At 44.0% G+C, this 15,211-nt stretch carries 12 protein-coding genes and 3 pseudogenes; 10 read left to right on the plus strand and 5 right to left on the minus strand.

Annotation, left to right across the window (positions count from 1 at the left end; translation table 11 throughout):
• The first annotated feature begins 90 nt into the window (after positions 1-90).
• Positions 91-555: a type II 3-dehydroquinate dehydratase gene (gene aroQ, locus ACE3JL_RS17420; protein ID WP_271993060.1), complete on the plus strand. Its 465-nt coding sequence runs from the start codon at positions 91-93 to the stop codon at positions 553-555.
• On the opposite strand, the gene ACE3JL_RS17425 is transcribed toward aroQ, so the two are convergent.
• Positions 552-1,724, minus strand: coding sequence for a CBS domain-containing protein (locus ACE3JL_RS17425; protein WP_375328015.1), 1,173 nt, complete (start codon positions 1,722-1,724; stop codon positions 552-554). The genes aroQ and ACE3JL_RS17425 overlap by 4 nt on opposite strands.
• A 238-nt stretch (positions 1,725-1,962) precedes the next feature.
• A complete protein-coding gene (locus ACE3JL_RS17430) occupies positions 1,963-2,370 on the minus strand; it encodes a recombinase family protein (RefSeq protein WP_375328016.1) in 408 nt (135 codons plus the stop codon).
• 293 nt (positions 2,371-2,663) lie between these two features.
• On the opposite strand from ACE3JL_RS17430, the gene trxA reads away from it, so the two are divergent.
• The 4 genes from trxA (at position 2,664) to malQ (ending at position 5,913) form a co-directional block, all read left to right on the plus strand.
• On the plus strand, positions 2,664-2,987 hold the full coding sequence (gene trxA, locus ACE3JL_RS17435; RefSeq protein WP_375328017.1) for a thioredoxin: 324 nt from the start codon (positions 2,664-2,666) through the stop codon (positions 2,985-2,987).
• A gap of 80 nt (positions 2,988-3,067) precedes the next feature.
• Entirely contained in the window at positions 3,068-3,394 is a 327-nt protein-coding gene (locus ACE3JL_RS17440; protein ID WP_002751596.1) for a hypothetical protein, read from the plus strand.
• Between the two features lie 51 nt (positions 3,395-3,445).
• On the plus strand, positions 3,446-4,063 hold the full coding sequence (locus tag ACE3JL_RS17445; protein WP_002790229.1) for a CP12 domain-containing protein: 618 nt from the start codon (positions 3,446-3,448) through the stop codon (positions 4,061-4,063).
• Positions 4,064-4,410: 347 nt separating this feature from the next.
• A complete protein-coding gene (gene malQ / locus ACE3JL_RS17450) occupies positions 4,411-5,913 on the plus strand; it encodes a 4-alpha-glucanotransferase (RefSeq protein ID WP_271993052.1) in 1,503 nt (500 codons plus the stop codon).
• A gap of 51 nt (positions 5,914-5,964) precedes the next feature.
• Here the strand turns inward: malQ and ACE3JL_RS17455 are convergent, their stop codons facing one another.
• Positions 5,965-6,390 (minus strand): hypothetical protein, encoded by a 426-nt coding sequence (locus ACE3JL_RS17455; protein ID WP_375328018.1) that lies wholly within the window; start codon positions 6,388-6,390, stop codon positions 5,965-5,967.
• Positions 6,391-6,522: 132 nt separating this feature from the next.
• Complete coding sequence (gene argF, locus ACE3JL_RS17460) at positions 6,523-7,449, minus strand: ornithine carbamoyltransferase (RefSeq protein WP_271993049.1); 927 nt, start codon at positions 7,447-7,449, stop codon at positions 6,523-6,525.
• A gap of 355 nt (positions 7,450-7,804) precedes the next feature.
• Here argF and ACE3JL_RS17465 point away from each other — a divergent pair.
• Positions 7,805-8,002: pseudogene (locus tag ACE3JL_RS17465) on the plus strand (transposase); the annotation flags it as partial.
• 282 nt (positions 8,003-8,284) lie between these two features.
• A pseudogene (locus ACE3JL_RS17470) lies at positions 8,285-9,533 on the plus strand (ISNCY family transposase).
• Between the two features lie 508 nt (positions 9,534-10,041).
• Here the strand turns inward: ACE3JL_RS17470 and ACE3JL_RS17475 are convergent.
• A pseudogene (locus ACE3JL_RS17475) lies at positions 10,042-10,355 on the minus strand (hypothetical protein).
• 286 nt (positions 10,356-10,641) lie between these two features.
• Here ACE3JL_RS17475 and ACE3JL_RS17480 point away from each other — a divergent pair.
• From ACE3JL_RS17480 to ACE3JL_RS17490, 3 genes are all read left to right on the plus strand, one after another.
• Positions 10,642-10,947, plus strand: coding sequence for a CU044_2847 family protein (locus tag ACE3JL_RS17480; protein ID WP_002746217.1), 306 nt, complete (start codon positions 10,642-10,644; stop codon positions 10,945-10,947).
• A 9-nt stretch (positions 10,948-10,956) separates the two neighbouring features.
• Positions 10,957-12,252, plus strand: a complete 1,296-nt coding sequence (locus ACE3JL_RS17485) for a trypsin-like peptidase domain-containing protein (RefSeq protein ID WP_375328019.1) — start codon at positions 10,957-10,959, stop codon at positions 12,250-12,252.
• 333 nt (positions 12,253-12,585) lie between these two features.
• Positions 12,586-15,138 (plus strand): ATP-binding protein, encoded by a 2,553-nt coding sequence (locus ACE3JL_RS17490; RefSeq protein WP_375328020.1) that lies wholly within the window; start codon positions 12,586-12,588, stop codon positions 15,136-15,138.
• Positions 15,139-15,211: the final 73 nt, after the last annotated feature.

The following is a 15,211-nucleotide window of genomic DNA, read 5'->3' on the forward strand; positions in this document are numbered from 1 at the left end:
TATGATTACCCTAGCGGCAAAAATCTTGTTGATCGGCAATAGTCCCTGATCGAGATAAGATTAACTCTCGTGGTGATAAGGAGGACATTGGTGAATACACTAAACATTCTGGTTCTGCACGGGCCTAATTTAAACCTATTGGGCAAAAGAGAGCCGAATCTCTACGGTAACGTTAATTTAGAAACAATTAACCAGTTTCTAAGCCAAGAAGCTACCCGTTTAGGGGTTAATTTAACCGCATACCAGTCTAATCAAGAAGGGCAATTAGTGGACTGGATTCAGCAAGCATGGGGTCAGCAGCACGGTATTTTGATTAATGCCGGAGCTTATACTCATACCAGTATCGCCATCCGCGACGCACTCTTAGGCACAAAAATGGCCTGTGTGGAAGTACACTTAAGCAATATTTACAAACGCGAGTCTTTCCGTCATCATTCCTACATTGCCGATATAGCCATCGGACAGATTAGCGGTTTTGGAGCCGAAAGCTATCGCTTAGGATTATGGGCATTAGTTGATTATTTGCAAAAGAATAGAAGCAAGCTGGTTATCTAAGGGCTAATTTCACGACCGAGGTACTCAAGTTTCTCTAGAACAGATTGAAGCAAAGATCGCCGCTGCTCGACGACAATATCTAAGTTAGCCAACATATATTTTACGTCTTTGTAGGCATTGTCCAGCAAGGCTAGTAATAATTCGCGATCGCTGGCCATCTCTTTTTCTGATCGGTCACAAGTTTGTTGAAGTAATAAGTCCACTGGTGGAGAAGGAAGGGAAGGCGATCGCTCGGACTCTAGCTGTTGAATCGTTTGTTGTAAATTTTCAATCACCCCATACATTTCCATCGGGTCAAAAACCCTTAACAGACTGGTTTGTGTAACAATACCCAACCCCCGACCCCAGTTCCAAGAAACCACCAAACGCCCCACCCGCCGTTTTTGCATTTCCTGATGGGCTGTCCACAGGGAGTCCTCGGGGTTGAGGAGAAATAACGGCGTACTCATCACCGTCTGGGCCCTAGTTTTGTTCAGATCGATTTGAACTGCTTGAAACTGGACAAGATCTCGCTCTGTCACAATACCAACGGGGTAGTCATTGTCTTCGGAATTTCTCTGGGTGATCACCACACAACTGACACGATGTTCGGCCATTAACTGGGCCAATTGCAAGACTGTGGCGGTGAGTGGGGCCTGTACCACTTGAGTGGTCATCACATCCGATACGCGACGAAACCGCAATAGATTGGCCGGACGCAATATCTGGCGAATACTTTCATGGGAGATCACCCCGATTAACTGTCCTTGGTCATCCACAATCGGCAAATGGCGAATGCGGTAGCGCCGAAACAAAAACAGGGCAGCAAAAATGTCTTGAGCAGATTGCTGGGGCAACGTGATCAGGGGATGTACCATCACATCAGCAACGGTTGTCTCGGTCAGGTTAATTCCTTGAGCGGTGAGTCGCACCACATCCCGTTCTGTCAAAATTCCTAATAGCTCTTGCCCTTGCACCACCAGCAGACAGCTAACACGCACCTCTCCGGCCGGAGCAGCTAGAGGGGATAGGTCATCGGTGAGTAAACACAGACGACTATGGGCCTGGCCGATCATGGCGATCGCATTCGCCAGGGAAGTGGTTGGCGGCACCGTCAAGGGTTGGCGATTGATCGCCTTTTCCAGATCGGGGGCCCAACTCAGAGGTGTATCGAGGGACATCAGCACCATCCTGCGATCGCAAAGGACAAGATAGACAGAACAGCCTCTGGGCAAAGAACCCAGACTCTCAGAGTTGCCAAAACCCGTTCTAAAACTATCTCAAAGTGTAGCGCCATTTAACTTTTTCCTAAAAGATGTAACGTTTTGTTACAATTTTTATTAGACTCGTAAAGATTTTAGACCCACTTCGGTGTATCATAGAGGGATGTAACAGGGTAAAGCCTGAAACTTTTTATTTAGAGGTTATTCAGCCTCTAATGGTTTCAGGAGCGGCATCACCAGACGCTGGGGTGAGTACTTCCGGGTTATGCTCGGACTGAGGGGTTACTCCGGAAATTCTGGACACCTTTCCATATAGTCGATCCAGCACTCGCTTTACGGAAATACGCTGCCATGGTAAACCGCGTTTGGTGGTGTAGCCCTGTTCATTAAGCCAATCGGCGATCTTCTGCAAGGATTTCCCTGATTTGTGATGACGGCGAATCAGTTCAATGACCCGGCACTCTTCCGGATCATCCACTAATTCCCCATTGATCGAGCGTTGTCCAAAGGCAGGGGAGCCGTAGCCCGCATAACCACCGTTGCTTGCTTTTGCTTGTCTGCCTTGTTCTAGCCGATCCCAGGCAGATAAATCGTTGGAAGGGGTCGCTGTCATAGGTTATCTAAATGCAACAACTTGCAAAACCATATTATCGCAACTTAACGTCGCAAATTTGTTTTGATTGGGGGCAGCCGATGACGACTTACACAGTAAAACCCCTGCATGAGCAGGGACTAGATGTCACCATCGATGTCTGGGACAACCAAACTATAGACGATACCCCTGGGAGAGAGTCAAAAGCCGAGCATTTTTAGAGGAGGAGCGGTTCAAAGCTGAATTTATATTCTAAAACCCAGCGAGCAGAGAATTTGGACTAAGTTACACAGCATCAATTTGGAGATATAAACATGGGTACGGCTACATTTATTCAAGATGAAACTGAATTTGATTCCCTCTTAAAGAGTGAATCAGTGTTGGTGGTAGATTGCACCGCAACCTGGTGTGGACCTTGCAAACTGGTGGCACCGTTGATCGATCGATTGGCCGATGACTATAGCGATCGCGCCAAAGTCTTCAAACTTGACCTAGACAATAACAAACCCGTGGCCAAACGCTTTGGGATTAGAAGTATTCCTGCTGTCATGGTATTTAAACAGGGGGAATTGATAGAAACATTAGTTGGGGTTAAACCCTATGAAGAATTTATGGCAGCCGTAGAACGACAATTATAGTCTTCCACCGTTAACAAACACTCTGGGCAAACCTCAGACTTTGACCCTTTCCTTCTCACACCACTATTTAATTTTGAGGTATGGCGATGAACAAGCTTATAGAAATTCGGTGTCCTAACTGTGGCAGCGTAGCTCAACGGCTCTTGAGCGATCGCCTACCCGCAGGATATAAGTGTCCGGCCCGACAGGTTGCTCAGACGGAATGCCCAGTGTGTGATTATTTCATCGCCATGTGTTGGCAAAATGGCGCTGTGCTGGAGGCCTATGCACCTGGCATTCAGGGGAACACAGCTGCGGCCATGCCGCCCCAGCCCCAACCAGCGATCGCCCATTGGTCTTTGTCATCTGTGTTCAAAGTGGCACTCAGCCCACAAGAGTCGAGGAAATTGCTATCGGGGCAACCCTAGTCAACTTTTGCATTTATACCAGTTCTTTCATTTAACCAAACCAAACCATATATGCTACAAGCTCAAGAAATTATGACCCAAAACGTTGTCACCATTCGTGGTTCGGCAACGGTTGCCGATGCCGTGAAATTGATGAAAGAAAAAAAACTGCGGGGTTTGATTGTCGAACCGCGCCATGAACAGGATCCTTATGGAATTGTCACCGAAACCGACATCGTTTACAAAGTGGCGGCCTTTGGCCACGATCCTAAAACTATGCGGGTTTACGAAATTATGGCCAAGCCCTGTGTGGTTGTCAATCCCGAACTGGGGGTGGAATATGTGGCCCGGTTATTTGCTCAAACCCGCATTCGCCGCGCCCCGGTGATTCAGGGCAAAACTTTGCTGGGCATTATTTCTGTCAGCGATATTCTCTTCAAGAGCGATTTTGTTGAAAAGCCTAAGCGGTTGTTCATTGAAGATGAAATTGAAGCAGCTCGGGAAGACGCACGGGCAATTTGCGCGGCCAAGGGTGAGACCTCTCCGGATTGCGCCGCGGCCTGGGATGTGGTGGAGGAACTCCAGGCCGAAGCCTCCCATCAACGGGTCAAAAAACAGGGGAGTAATTCATTTCAGGCTTACTGCGAAGCCAATCCCGATGCCTTAGAGTGCCGCATTTATGACGATTAAATCCTTGCGGGTTTTAGGAAAATCGATCGCCTTAAGTAGGGTTTGTCACAAAAAGTTTTTCCTGGGGGTAGGGTGTAGGCTTCGGCCGTGAGATCAGGCTTCGACGGTGAGACTTCGGACGTTCGGCGAGCTCAGTAGTTCGACAAGCTCACTAACACGAACGCTCAGCCGAACCGCCGAACGGGTGTGGGGTCTAGGGTTTTACCTAATTTTGTCCTATAGGTCTAATAAAGTTGTTAAGTATTGCCGTTATCGATCAAGATCGGGTTAGCTTGGAGATAGCAGTGAGCATTCAGCTTTAAACACTTAATAACTGCTAACCTAATCACTGATAAGGGAGTTTTTTCATGGCTTTTAGCCGTTCTAGCGGTATTTTGCTTCATCCCACCAGTCACCCCGGCCGTTACGGGATTGGAGAACTAGGTAGGGAAGCCTATCAATTTATCGATTTTTTGGCTCAAAGTGGTCAAAAACTCTGGCAAATTCTCCCTTTAGGTCCCACAGGCTACGGTAACTCTCCCTACATGAGTTTTAGTGCCATTGCTGGCAATCATCTCCTGATTAGTCTCGATATTCTTCGGGAAAAAAACCTGCTTAGTGAGGCGGATTTCGAGGATATTCCCGATTTTCCCCTCGATCAAGTGGATTTCGATAAATTGATCGCATGGAAAATTCCCCTACTTAGAAAGGCGGCGAGCAATTTTGTCAAGGGTTCTGACACAATTCTTTACAAACAGTTTGCTGGCTTTTGTGGTGGCAATGCTGATTGGTTAGAGGATTATGCCCTATTTATGGCTTTATCCCACGCTTACCAGGGTAAAGTCTGGATGGAATGGCCGACAGAAATTCGCGAACGTCATTGGGGTGCGTTGGAAACACCGAAACAGGAGTTACAAGAGGAGATTTTTCTGCACAAATTCCTGCAATTTGAGTTTTTTGAGCAGTGGTTAGCCCTAAAACGCTATGCTAACTCCCTCGGTATCGAGATTATCGGCGATATCCCCATTTATGTCTCCCATAATAGCGCCGATGTTTGGGCAAATCCGCAGGTTTTCCGACTAGATCCCCAAACTGGTAATCCCTTGGAAGTGGCCGGGGTTCCCCCGGATTATTTCTCAGAAACGGGGCAATTATGGGGAAATCCCCTCTATAACTGGGATCATCTCAAAAATACTGGCTTTGACTGGTGGGTACGCCGTTTAAAAGGGGTTCTTTCCCTCGTCGATATCATCCGTATCGATCATTTTCGCGGATTAGAGGCCTATTGGGCCGTGGCTTTTGGCCAGGAAAACGCTATTAATGGTCATTGGCTAAAGGCCCCGGGTTATGATCTGTTTAATACTATTGGCGCTCGTTTGGGTAAATTGCCGATTATTGCCGAAGATTTGGGCGATATTGACCAAGCAGTTCTAGATTTTCGCGATCACTTTGCCTTCCCGGGGATGAAGATTCTTCACTTCGCTTTTGGGGGTGATGCGGGTAATCCCTATCTTCCTTTTAACGTCGAACGCAACTGTGTGATTTATACCGGCACTCACGATAATAATACTACTGTGGGCTGGTTTCAGGATAACGCCAATGACTACGAAAAAGCGCGACTATATCAATATCTTGGCGCTCCCAGTGGTCAGGGAGTGGCTTGGGATCTGATTCGACTTGCCTATAGTTCCGTGGCTAATCAGGCGATCGTACCGTTACAGGATGTGTTAGGTTTAGGATCGGATGCGCGGATGAATACCCCCAGTGTCGCAGAAGGGAATTGGTCATGGCGCTATCGTCAGGAAGCTTTAACCAGAGAATATAGCGAGAGATTGCGAGATTTAGTCAATTTTTTTGGCAGAAATCGTTAAATCTCAATCCTTTTTTTCGAGACGTTACTCCTAACGTCTCTTTTTGTCTGGTTAATGTGGGTGAGAATTTTTTAGCAATCTTTGCCGGATGCGATCGAGATTTTCTTGACTATTGACGGGTAAATGGGGTAGGGGTAATTCTAAATTAGGCCAATTACTCAAATCATGGCAGGGACAGGATAAACCCGATTGGCCCAGCACTTCAATTGGTACGGGTATAGTACAACGAGCGCAGGGGTGAAATTCCCATTGAGGGGAAAGTAAGTCTTGGATAGTTTGTTGAGTACCTTCTAGGTAACAATCGCCACTTTCAGGATCGAGCATTTTTTGCCAACAATCTTCAAACTCCGACGAATAGCGATCGCCATTGAAGATAGGCAGCGGACATAGCATAGCTTGGTTTTTGGGACAAATAACTTTTTTTCCCAATTGAAACCAATGGGCGAGATACTGTTTAACTGCGGAGGTGTCTGACATATAGTTTGTGTGGAGGCTGCCCTGATGATTGCTCTTACCATCAATCCTAGCGTTAACTTCTGGTGTCGGACAGGTCTTAGGATGATTGATGATCGAGTTTAATAATTATTTTAGGTAACTGAGCATTGGGAGCTAGATTAATCCCAATAAACTCACCATTAAAGCTTTTTGGGCGTGCATCCGATTTTCCGCTTGCTCCCAGACTTTTGATTGTACACCCTCGATCGCCCCGTCGGTAATTTCTTCACCCCGGTGAGCAGGTAAACAATGGAGAATAATCGCGTCTTTGTCAGCGTGACTCATTAGCTGTTCATTGACTTGGTAGGGCTGAAAAACGGGAATTCGGGCATCAGCAAGGCTTTCCTGTCCCATACTTGCCCAGACATCAGTATAGACCACCTGAGAGTCTTTCACGGCCATAACGGGATCGTCGGTAATTAAGATTTTACTACCGGTTTTCTCGCCTATAGCTTGGGCGCTGGCGACAATTTCCCCATCCGGTTGATAGTTTGCGGGGGAAGCAACCCGCACATTTAACCCCATCAAAGCGCCACCTAAGAGGAGAGAATTAGCGACATTATTACCATCCCCCACATAGGTGAGGTTAATTCCCCGTAAAGTCTGAAAAGTCTCTTGGATAGTCTGTAAATCGGCTAATATCTGACAGGGATGTTCTAAATCCGTTAAAGCGTTGATAATTGGAATGCGCGAATAATTAGCAAAAGCTTCTAAATCCTCTTGTTTAAAGGTGCGAACCGCGAGAATATCGAGATAGCGATCGAGTACCCGGGCTGTATCGGCTAAGGGTTCCCCGCGCCCCACTTGGGTTACACTGGGATTGAGATCGATTACCTGTCCCCCTAACTGGTACATGGCGACGGTAAAGGAAACCCGAGTCCTGGTGGAAGCTTTATAAAATAGCAATCCCAGGACTTTGTTACAGCTAGGGTTAAGATTGCCAGCTTTAAGCTGTGCCGATAGATTGAGTAGGGCGCTTATTTCTTGGCTACTCATGTCGGTTATTCTTAAAACATCTCGTCCTTTTAAAGTGGCTACCATTGGTTTTTCTCTCGATAAACAGGGGTTTTGATTGGCTTTTATGGCAGTTAGCGAGGCTGCAAAAATCTTGAGTAAAGACCTTATTATAATCCAGTTTTTTCGCTATTAGGCAATTTTTCCCGAAAATTTTTGATTGTGGGGGATGTTAGTCCAGCTAACACCCCCAAATTATCTTTTCAATTAGGTAGGTGTTAAAAATTGTCAGATTCCCCACTTATTAAGGCGGATCCTCCCCCTTATCAACTATCCATTAGTCGGATATTTCTTAACAAAAAGAGAAGAAACTTAAAAAAAGGGGAAACGATTGATAGGTATAGTTTTGAAAGAAGGAATCAAGGTGGAGGTAAGCAAAAAAATGGAGAAATGGGCAGCCCAAGAATTACAGTATGCAGACCTAGGGGACACCAGAAGAAAGAAAAGGTTAATCAGTATCGTAGAAAACTTGGCCAGCCAACCTAGTACAAGTGTGCCACAAGCTTCGGGAAATCTAGCCGCAGCGAGTGCCACCTACGACTTTTGGAATTCCCCCTATTTTCACCCAGCAATTCTCATTTTGAAATAAATAGAGCATTAACCCCGATTTTGGCAGGGAAAATATAGTACGAAGCAACTATTTTCTAGAAGAGGCGAACAATAAAAAAAACAATTGGCTAGACAAATTAAGTATAAATACTCAAGCAATCAAAGAGGTTGGCTGAGAACGAACGGGGTTAAATCAGGAAGATAGTTCTGTTTTTAGAATAGAGAATTCAAGGGAAATAAAAATTTATAATTATTGTCAGCTAAGGTAAAATGGGTGAGATAGAAATCCACTAGCACGTCAAATTATTCCAAGATGGCTCAAAAAGCGGCAACCCTAGAAATTTCGGAATTAATGCAATTTTTACATCAAGAATTAGATGATTTACCCGATGAGAGGAAACCTGGAAATAATAGAAAATATGAGATAAAAGATGCCGTGATGGCTGCATTTTCAGTCTTTTTTACTCAGTCGCCGTCTTTTTTAGACCATCAACGTTTAATGAAAAGCAATAAGGGAAAAGATAATGCTGAAAGTTTATTTTCAATTAAAAAAATTCCTGGGGATAATCAAATAAGAAATTTGTTAGATCCAGTGCCAGCATCTAATATCTCTAGGACTTTTCAAAAAGTCTATGAATGGTTAAAAGAAAAGGGAGTTTTGAAAAAGTTTCTCTACTTAGATGGAGAAATATTAGTGGCGTTAGATGGCACAGAATATTTCTCATCAAAGAAAATTAATTGCCCTCATTGTAACTGTCGTAATCATCGAAATGGAACTACAACTTATTTTCATGGCTGTGTCACACCGATAGTAGTTTCTCCTAAGCAAAAACAAGTAATTAATTTAGAGCCAGAATTCATTAAAAAACAAGATGGACATCAAAAACAAGACTGTGAAAATGCGGCCGTTAAAAGATGGTTAAATAGGAATCATAAAAATAAGTATGGTTATCCTGTAACTCTTTTAGGAGACGACTTATATTCTCACGAACCTGTTTGTGAATTAGCGATAAAACAAGGTTATAATTTTATTTTTGTTTGTTTGGAAACGTCGCATAAAACTTTATATGAATGGCTAGAATTTTTAGAAAAAAGTGGCGAAGTTAGGACCGTTGAAAAGAAACAATGGGATGGACGAAAAAATCTAATTTATCGTTATCGTTATGCTTCTAGAGTTCCCTTAAGAGAGGGGGACTCAAGTCTCGAAGTTAATTGGTGTGAAGTGACTGTTATCAATGAAAAAACCCAGAAAACTATCTACCAAAATAATTGGATAACTAATCATAAAATCACGGAAAATAATGTCGAAGAAATTGTCAAAGCTGGACGTAGCAGATGGAAAGTTGAAAATGAAGGCAATAACGTTCTTAAAAATCACGGTTATAATTTAGAGCATAACTTTGGTCACGGTCAGAATCATTTGTGCGAGTTCTTATTGTCTTTGAATTTACTAGCTTTTTTATTTCATACCGTGTTGGATTTAGTTAATTACACCTATCAAAAGATTCGTGAGCTATTAGTAACTAGGACTTCTTTCTTTAATGATATTCGTACCCTATTAAAATTTATTTGGTTTAAGAATTGGTCGGAATTTTTCTCATTTATTCTAACCGAATATGTCCCATTTAAAAAAGTAAATTCTAGTTAAAAATGTCAATTTTTCGAGAGAAGGAAAGATTATTTTATTCATTGAAAAAACCACAAATTAGGTCAGAATTTCAGCTAAATTTATGAGTTGAGATAAGTTTTTTATGGGCAGATATTTTAAAACTGTCTCTTGAAGCTAATTATGATGATTATCTTGAAAAAAAATGATAATTAGACAGAAGTTCTCTATGTGAACAAGAGAACTTTATCTTCTTTTGTTTTCAAAATGAGAATTGCTGATTTTCACCCCTCAGATATAGTTGCCACCCAGGCCAAAAGTACAGTAGAAAGAATCAAAGAACATCCAATAGTTTTGGCAGTTCAAGACACAACAAGTTTAGACTTTACGACACAAAAAGCCAAAAAAGTGCGTAAACCGGGGATTGTTGTGAATATTTGCACAGGGTTCACTCCTTTAATAGCCTATTCCACTACTATTCGCCATTCGTGCAGTTCATACTCCACACAGCCATTTTTAATCAGGGGATGCTGCCCGATGATCGATTCGGCTGCTTCCGGGGAATCGATTTTAAATAATAACATCCCATCGCCTCTTTCTGTTCAATAACTCGTTTTTGTCTCCTGTCGGCTCTCTTGGGTTTGGTGGGTAAAATGTATTTTATAAGATATATTCCGGCCAGCGAGCGACTGGAACGAACCACAAAGACACAAAGAACACAAAGATTGATCGGTTCTATATAAGTTAAACTGGTCGCAACGCGCTCGCTACGCGAGATCACACAAAGAATAAGAGAGGCTCTTGTGCTGTCTCGGTTAACCGCTGCATATATGCTTGTTTGACAAACCGAAGAACCTAATTTTTTTCAGGACGATGACTGGTAAGCAACCCGAAAATTCTATAGATTAATGGCAAAAAAGACTTGACAAAATCCCTCGATTTGACTTATACTTTTTAGTATAATGGGAATCCGTGCCGAAATATATATAAGCCTTTTTACTTCCGCTATAAGTTTGTCCGAGAACCAATCGAGAAAACCATAAACGGGTCATTCGAGGAGCCTTATGCCAGAATCTAGATCTGAGATTATTTCAGTTAAAGTTAAAGAAAATGTCACCATGTTAGTGGAAGCGAGGAGTTTCGGTGGTGAACGGGAAGTATCCGATCAAATATTTGACTTCCAAAGTGTGGCTGATACAATTGAGGCAGTTACTGAATCGATCGCTGCTACGATCAATAAAGTGAAACCCAAAAAGGCTACCGTAGAATTTGGGGTAGAAGTCAGGGTAAAATCTGGTAAACTAACCGCTTTAATTGTGGAAGGTGAAGGAAAGGGAAATTTAAAAATTACCCTGGAATGGGGGGGATAAATTGATTAAATGCTTACCTCGGAATCTCTACCCTCGTACACTGTCAGGTTAAAGTTAATCTATGGGTCAGGAACAGGCTTTTTTGTGGGACAAGGGTTAATTTTGACCTGTCTTCATGTGGTAAAAGATGCGCGGGATAATCGCGAGACTATCGAGATAATTTGGCAAGGTCAAATTTCTGGGGCTAAAATTATCGACTTACCGAATCTAGACGGGATCGATCTGGCTCTTTTACAATTAAACTCGTCTTTAGATCACAAATATGTCGATTTTGATCACGATTTACAATTAACAGATAAATTATACACTTTTGGCTATACCAACGATTATCCGAACGGTGATCCTAGTGACTTTGAGTATATAGGTTTAACGGGGGATGAAAACCCCCTAATCAAGTTTAAATTAGGGCAAGTACAACCCGGTTTTAGTGGTTCACCGCTTGTAAATTTACGCACGGGGAAAGTGTGCGGAGTGGTGAATAAAACCAGAGATGAGTATAGTGATTTAGGAGGAAGAGCGATTCCAGTTCAGACTATTTTTAAATATTTTCCGCAATTACAACCCCAAAAAAATGCCCATAATCCTTTTAAACCCACTTCCGGAGGTATTAAAGAAATTCAGCAGATTTTTGGCCGAGAACAAGAAATTAAAGATATTTTTGAGGTTTTAAATTCCGGCAGTAGTGCTGCTATTATCGGGGAAAGGGGAACAGGAAAAACCACCCTGCTTTGGGGAATTTACCATCAAGCAAGGGAGTATTTACTTAGTCATCGACAACCCTTGTATCTCAACTTAGAAGGATTAGCAGGAGATAAGGATTTTTATTATGAATTATGTAATCAGATTGGTATAGCTGCGAATTACGATAAACCGCTCAAAGGAACTAGATTAACTAGGGAATTAGAAAAACATAAAATCCTGTTATTATTGGATGTGGTAGATAATATGACTCAAAAATATTTCAGCTATCAGCTTAGAAGTCAATTAAGAGAGTTGGCTAATCGTCCCGATCCACCTTTAAGATTAGTAGTAGCGGCTAATCGTCCCCTTGATGTTTTATTTCCTGATAACAAAGGAGGTGATTCACCTTTCGAGGGAATTTGTCAACAATTTTCGATTAAATTATGGGATGAAGCTAAAATTAAAGAGTTTATTAGTCATCGTCTAAGTCAAACTGGAGTGACTTTTACTGAGGAGGAAATAAGTTCTCTTGTTAGGCAAAGTCAAGGAAAGCCGCGAGAGGTGATGCAAAGTTGTTTTAAACTTTATCAAACCAAAGTCAATAACTCAGCATCCCGAACTTAGGTTATAACTAAATAATAAGTTGATTTAATTTTTGGTTTGATCCTACCTTGATAAGGGGGGTTTGATCCCCCCTGCCCCCCTTGATAAGGGGGGTTTGCTCCTACCTTGATAAGGGGGGTTTGATCCCCCCTGCCCCCCTTGATAAGGGGGGTTTGCTCCTACCTTGATAAGGGGGGTTTGCTCCTACCTTGATAAGGGGGGTTTGATCCCCCCTGCCCCCCTTGATAAGGGGGGTTTGATCCCCCCTGCCCCCCTTGATAAGGGGGGTGTTTGACAGTTAACACCTAACTACTTAATAAACCATCACCGGGTAAATAGCTAGAGATAAAAATTATGAAGGAAAGCACCGTCCCTAGAATTAATCTCGCTCCTAAACTCAAACGCGATTTATCTTTATGGAATCCCTTTGATTATCTTTTGCTGTTGTACTGGGTGTTTTATTTTCCCCAAGCAGTGCGCTGGTATGTGGAAACGAGAGGCGGCGGCGATAAATTAAAAGAACAGAAAACATGGCGCGATATAATGCAATTTCTCCGCGACCATCCCGTACAATTGCGTCTAGGGATTCAGGGTCTTCTCTTAACTGTAATTACCCCTCTGATTATCTGTAGCATAGCGGCAAATTTAGGACTTTCTGTTAATTGGGTGGGCGTGGTGTGGGGCGTGGTGTCCGGCGTGGTGTCCGGCGTGGTGTCCGGCGTGGTGTCCGGCGTGGTGTTGGGCGTGGTGTTGGGCGTGGTGTCCGGCGTGTTGTTCGGCGTGGGGTTGGGCGTGGTGTCCGGCGTGGTGTTGGGCGTGGGGTACGGCGTGGTGTTGGGCGTGGGGTACGGCGTGGGGTACGGCTTGGTGTCGTCCTGCGTGGGGTTCGGCGTGTCGTTGGGCGTGGACTTCGGCGTGTCGTTGGGCGTGGTGTCCGGCGTGGTGTCCAGCGTGGTGTCCGGCGTGGGGTTTATATTCGCCTTTTTCCGTCTTGATAATTGGCTAATCGGGCTTTTGGCAGGCCCCCAAGGGCGACTTTTTCCCCGTATTACCCTTCTACCGCTGCCGGGGTTAACCTCGACTCTACAACAATGGTTACAGCAAGACTGGGAAACGGCTATTAATAACCTCAATCAATACCTTCAGTACAGCCGCCAGTTTATTCCTGTCCTTGTCGCCGTTAACCGCGTTTTATCGCAATTCCCAGAGGCAGAAATTATCTATCGCGTCTCCCGTCTGGCAGAAAATCCCTCCGATTGGCAATTGTTAAAATATGCGTCGGCGAAACTGTTTTCTTTTCCTCCCAGCAAAATCCGTCTCGATACCCCTGCTCGTGCCGCCGCCGCTGGTTTTTGGTATCTTCGCCAACGGGACACCGAAAAAGCCGAAAAAGCCTTTGCTGTGGTACGTTCCCTCGCCTACGGGGAAGAAATGTATAGCCTCGCCCAAACTTTACACCGATTTAGTCAGGCAGCAACTCTCCATAGTATCGCTTCCCTGGAGGTTGCCCCCATTGCCGCAGAACCTTCATTACGTCCGCAAACTTGGCAAGCTATCAGCAGTTTAAATCGAGTTATCACAGAAATAGCTTTAGTCCAGGGAAGTTATTCCCAACAGACCAGATCCCTCGCTCTTAATCGGATTATCGGGGAATTAAGGGATATAACCGACCAACAGGCGGCCAATTTATACCAAGCAGAAACATTATTAATCCTTTCCATCGTCGCAACATGGGCAGACATTAGCGCATCCATCGCGGGAACGGTGGGAACGGTAACTATTACCCAACCGATTCCTAATCTCTACATTATCGGTGATCCGGTGATCGGTAAACGCTTTGTTGGTCGTGAGGATATCCTGCGGGAACTTCAGTCAATGTGGTCGGGAGATAACCTATCCTCCGTAGTTCTCTATGGTCATCGTCGCATGGGTAAAACTTCGATTCTACGCAATCTGGAGGCATATCTTCCACCAAATGTCTCCGTTATCTACATTAATTTACAGCGCTTGGCCACAGTAACCAGCCTAGCCGAAGTTCTCCTGACTATGGCTGAGGAAATCGCCCAAACTTTGGCAATTGATGCCCCAGAAGAGGAAAAAATCTCCCAACATCCAGAAATGTATTTTAATCGTTATTTAGACCGTCTGATGCGCCAGATTCTGCCGGAAAGAGCTAAAACTGGTTTAATTATTGCCCTCGATGAGTTCGAGATAATTGAGGATTTAATCGAAGCGAATACCCTCCCCCAGAATTTCCTCGGCTATCTGCGTTCCCTTGTCCAGAGTAGTCCGCGTCTAGCTTTTGTTTTTGCCGGATTACATACCCTAGAGGAGATGACTGCCGATTATTTTCATCCTTTTTTTGGCAGTGTTTACCCGATTCCAGTTAGTTTCCTCTCTCCTGAGTCCACCCGCGTTATCCTCGCTAATCCCGTTGGGGAAGACGAGGATTTTCCCCTAGACTATACCCCATCCGCTTTGGACAAAATTTATCAACTTACCCACGGTCAACCCTATTTAGTACAACTGATCGGCTTTCATCTGGTACGTTTTTATAATAAACAGGTCTTTGAGTTGCAACGTCCCCAAGATATTCGTTTTCAGGTGGAAGATGTGGAAAAAGCCATCGATGACGAGTTTTTCCAAAGGGGGAATTATTATTTTACGGGTGTCTGGAAACAGGCTAAACAAGATGCGGCCGGACAAGGGGAGATTTTAATAGTTCTTTCTCCCCATCTGCAAGGATTAACCCGGGCAGATTTACTGTCCAGCACCGGACTAACTGCCACAACTCTCGACCGGGCCCTAAAAACCCTTGAAAATCATCATGTTATCGAATGCCAAGACTCTCGTTATCGGATTGCTGTGGAATTATTCCGTCGTTGGGTATCGGCAAAAATGGCCTAAATTCTTTTGTTATATTTTTGGCTAATATTTCAGCCCCAAATAGGGGGGTTACAGGGCAGCACGGATTCCCACT

This window comes from Microcystis sp. BLCC-F210 (genome assembly GCF_042134685.1).
Classification (GTDB): domain Bacteria; phylum Cyanobacteriota; class Cyanobacteriia; order Cyanobacteriales; family Microcystaceae; genus Microcystis; species Microcystis aeruginosa_D.

Bases quoted from the DNA above. Each gene is read 5' to 3' on its own strand.
- trxA (WP_375328017.1), top strand. From the start codon at position 2,664: ATGGGTACGGCTACATTTATTCAAGATGAAACTGAATTTGATTCCCTC.
- ACE3JL_RS17430 (WP_375328016.1), bottom strand. From the start codon at position 2,370: ATGACAGCGACCCCTTCCAACGATTTATCTGCCTGGGATCGGCTAGAA.
- ACE3JL_RS17425 (WP_375328015.1), bottom strand. From the start codon at position 1,724: ATGGTGCTGATGTCCCTCGATACACCTCTGAGTTGGGCCCCCGATCTG.
- ACE3JL_RS17445 (WP_002790229.1), top strand. From the start codon at position 3,446: ATGCTACAAGCTCAAGAAATTATGACCCAAAACGTTGTCACCATTCGT.
- ACE3JL_RS17485 (WP_375328019.1), top strand. From the start codon at position 10,957: ATGCTTACCTCGGAATCTCTACCCTCGTACACTGTCAGGTTAAAGTTA.
- argF (WP_271993049.1), bottom strand. From the start codon at position 7,449: ATGGTAGCCACTTTAAAAGGACGAGATGTTTTAAGAATAACCGACATG.
- ACE3JL_RS17480 (WP_002746217.1), top strand. From the start codon at position 10,642: ATGCCAGAATCTAGATCTGAGATTATTTCAGTTAAAGTTAAAGAAAAT.
- malQ (WP_271993052.1), top strand. From the start codon at position 4,411: ATGGCTTTTAGCCGTTCTAGCGGTATTTTGCTTCATCCCACCAGTCAC.
- ACE3JL_RS17455 (WP_375328018.1), bottom strand. From the start codon at position 6,390: ATGTCAGACACCTCCGCAGTTAAACAGTATCTCGCCCATTGGTTTCAA.
- ACE3JL_RS17440 (WP_002751596.1), top strand. From the start codon at position 3,068: ATGGCGATGAACAAGCTTATAGAAATTCGGTGTCCTAACTGTGGCAGC.
- ACE3JL_RS17490 (WP_375328020.1), top strand. From the start codon at position 12,586: ATGAAGGAAAGCACCGTCCCTAGAATTAATCTCGCTCCTAAACTCAAA.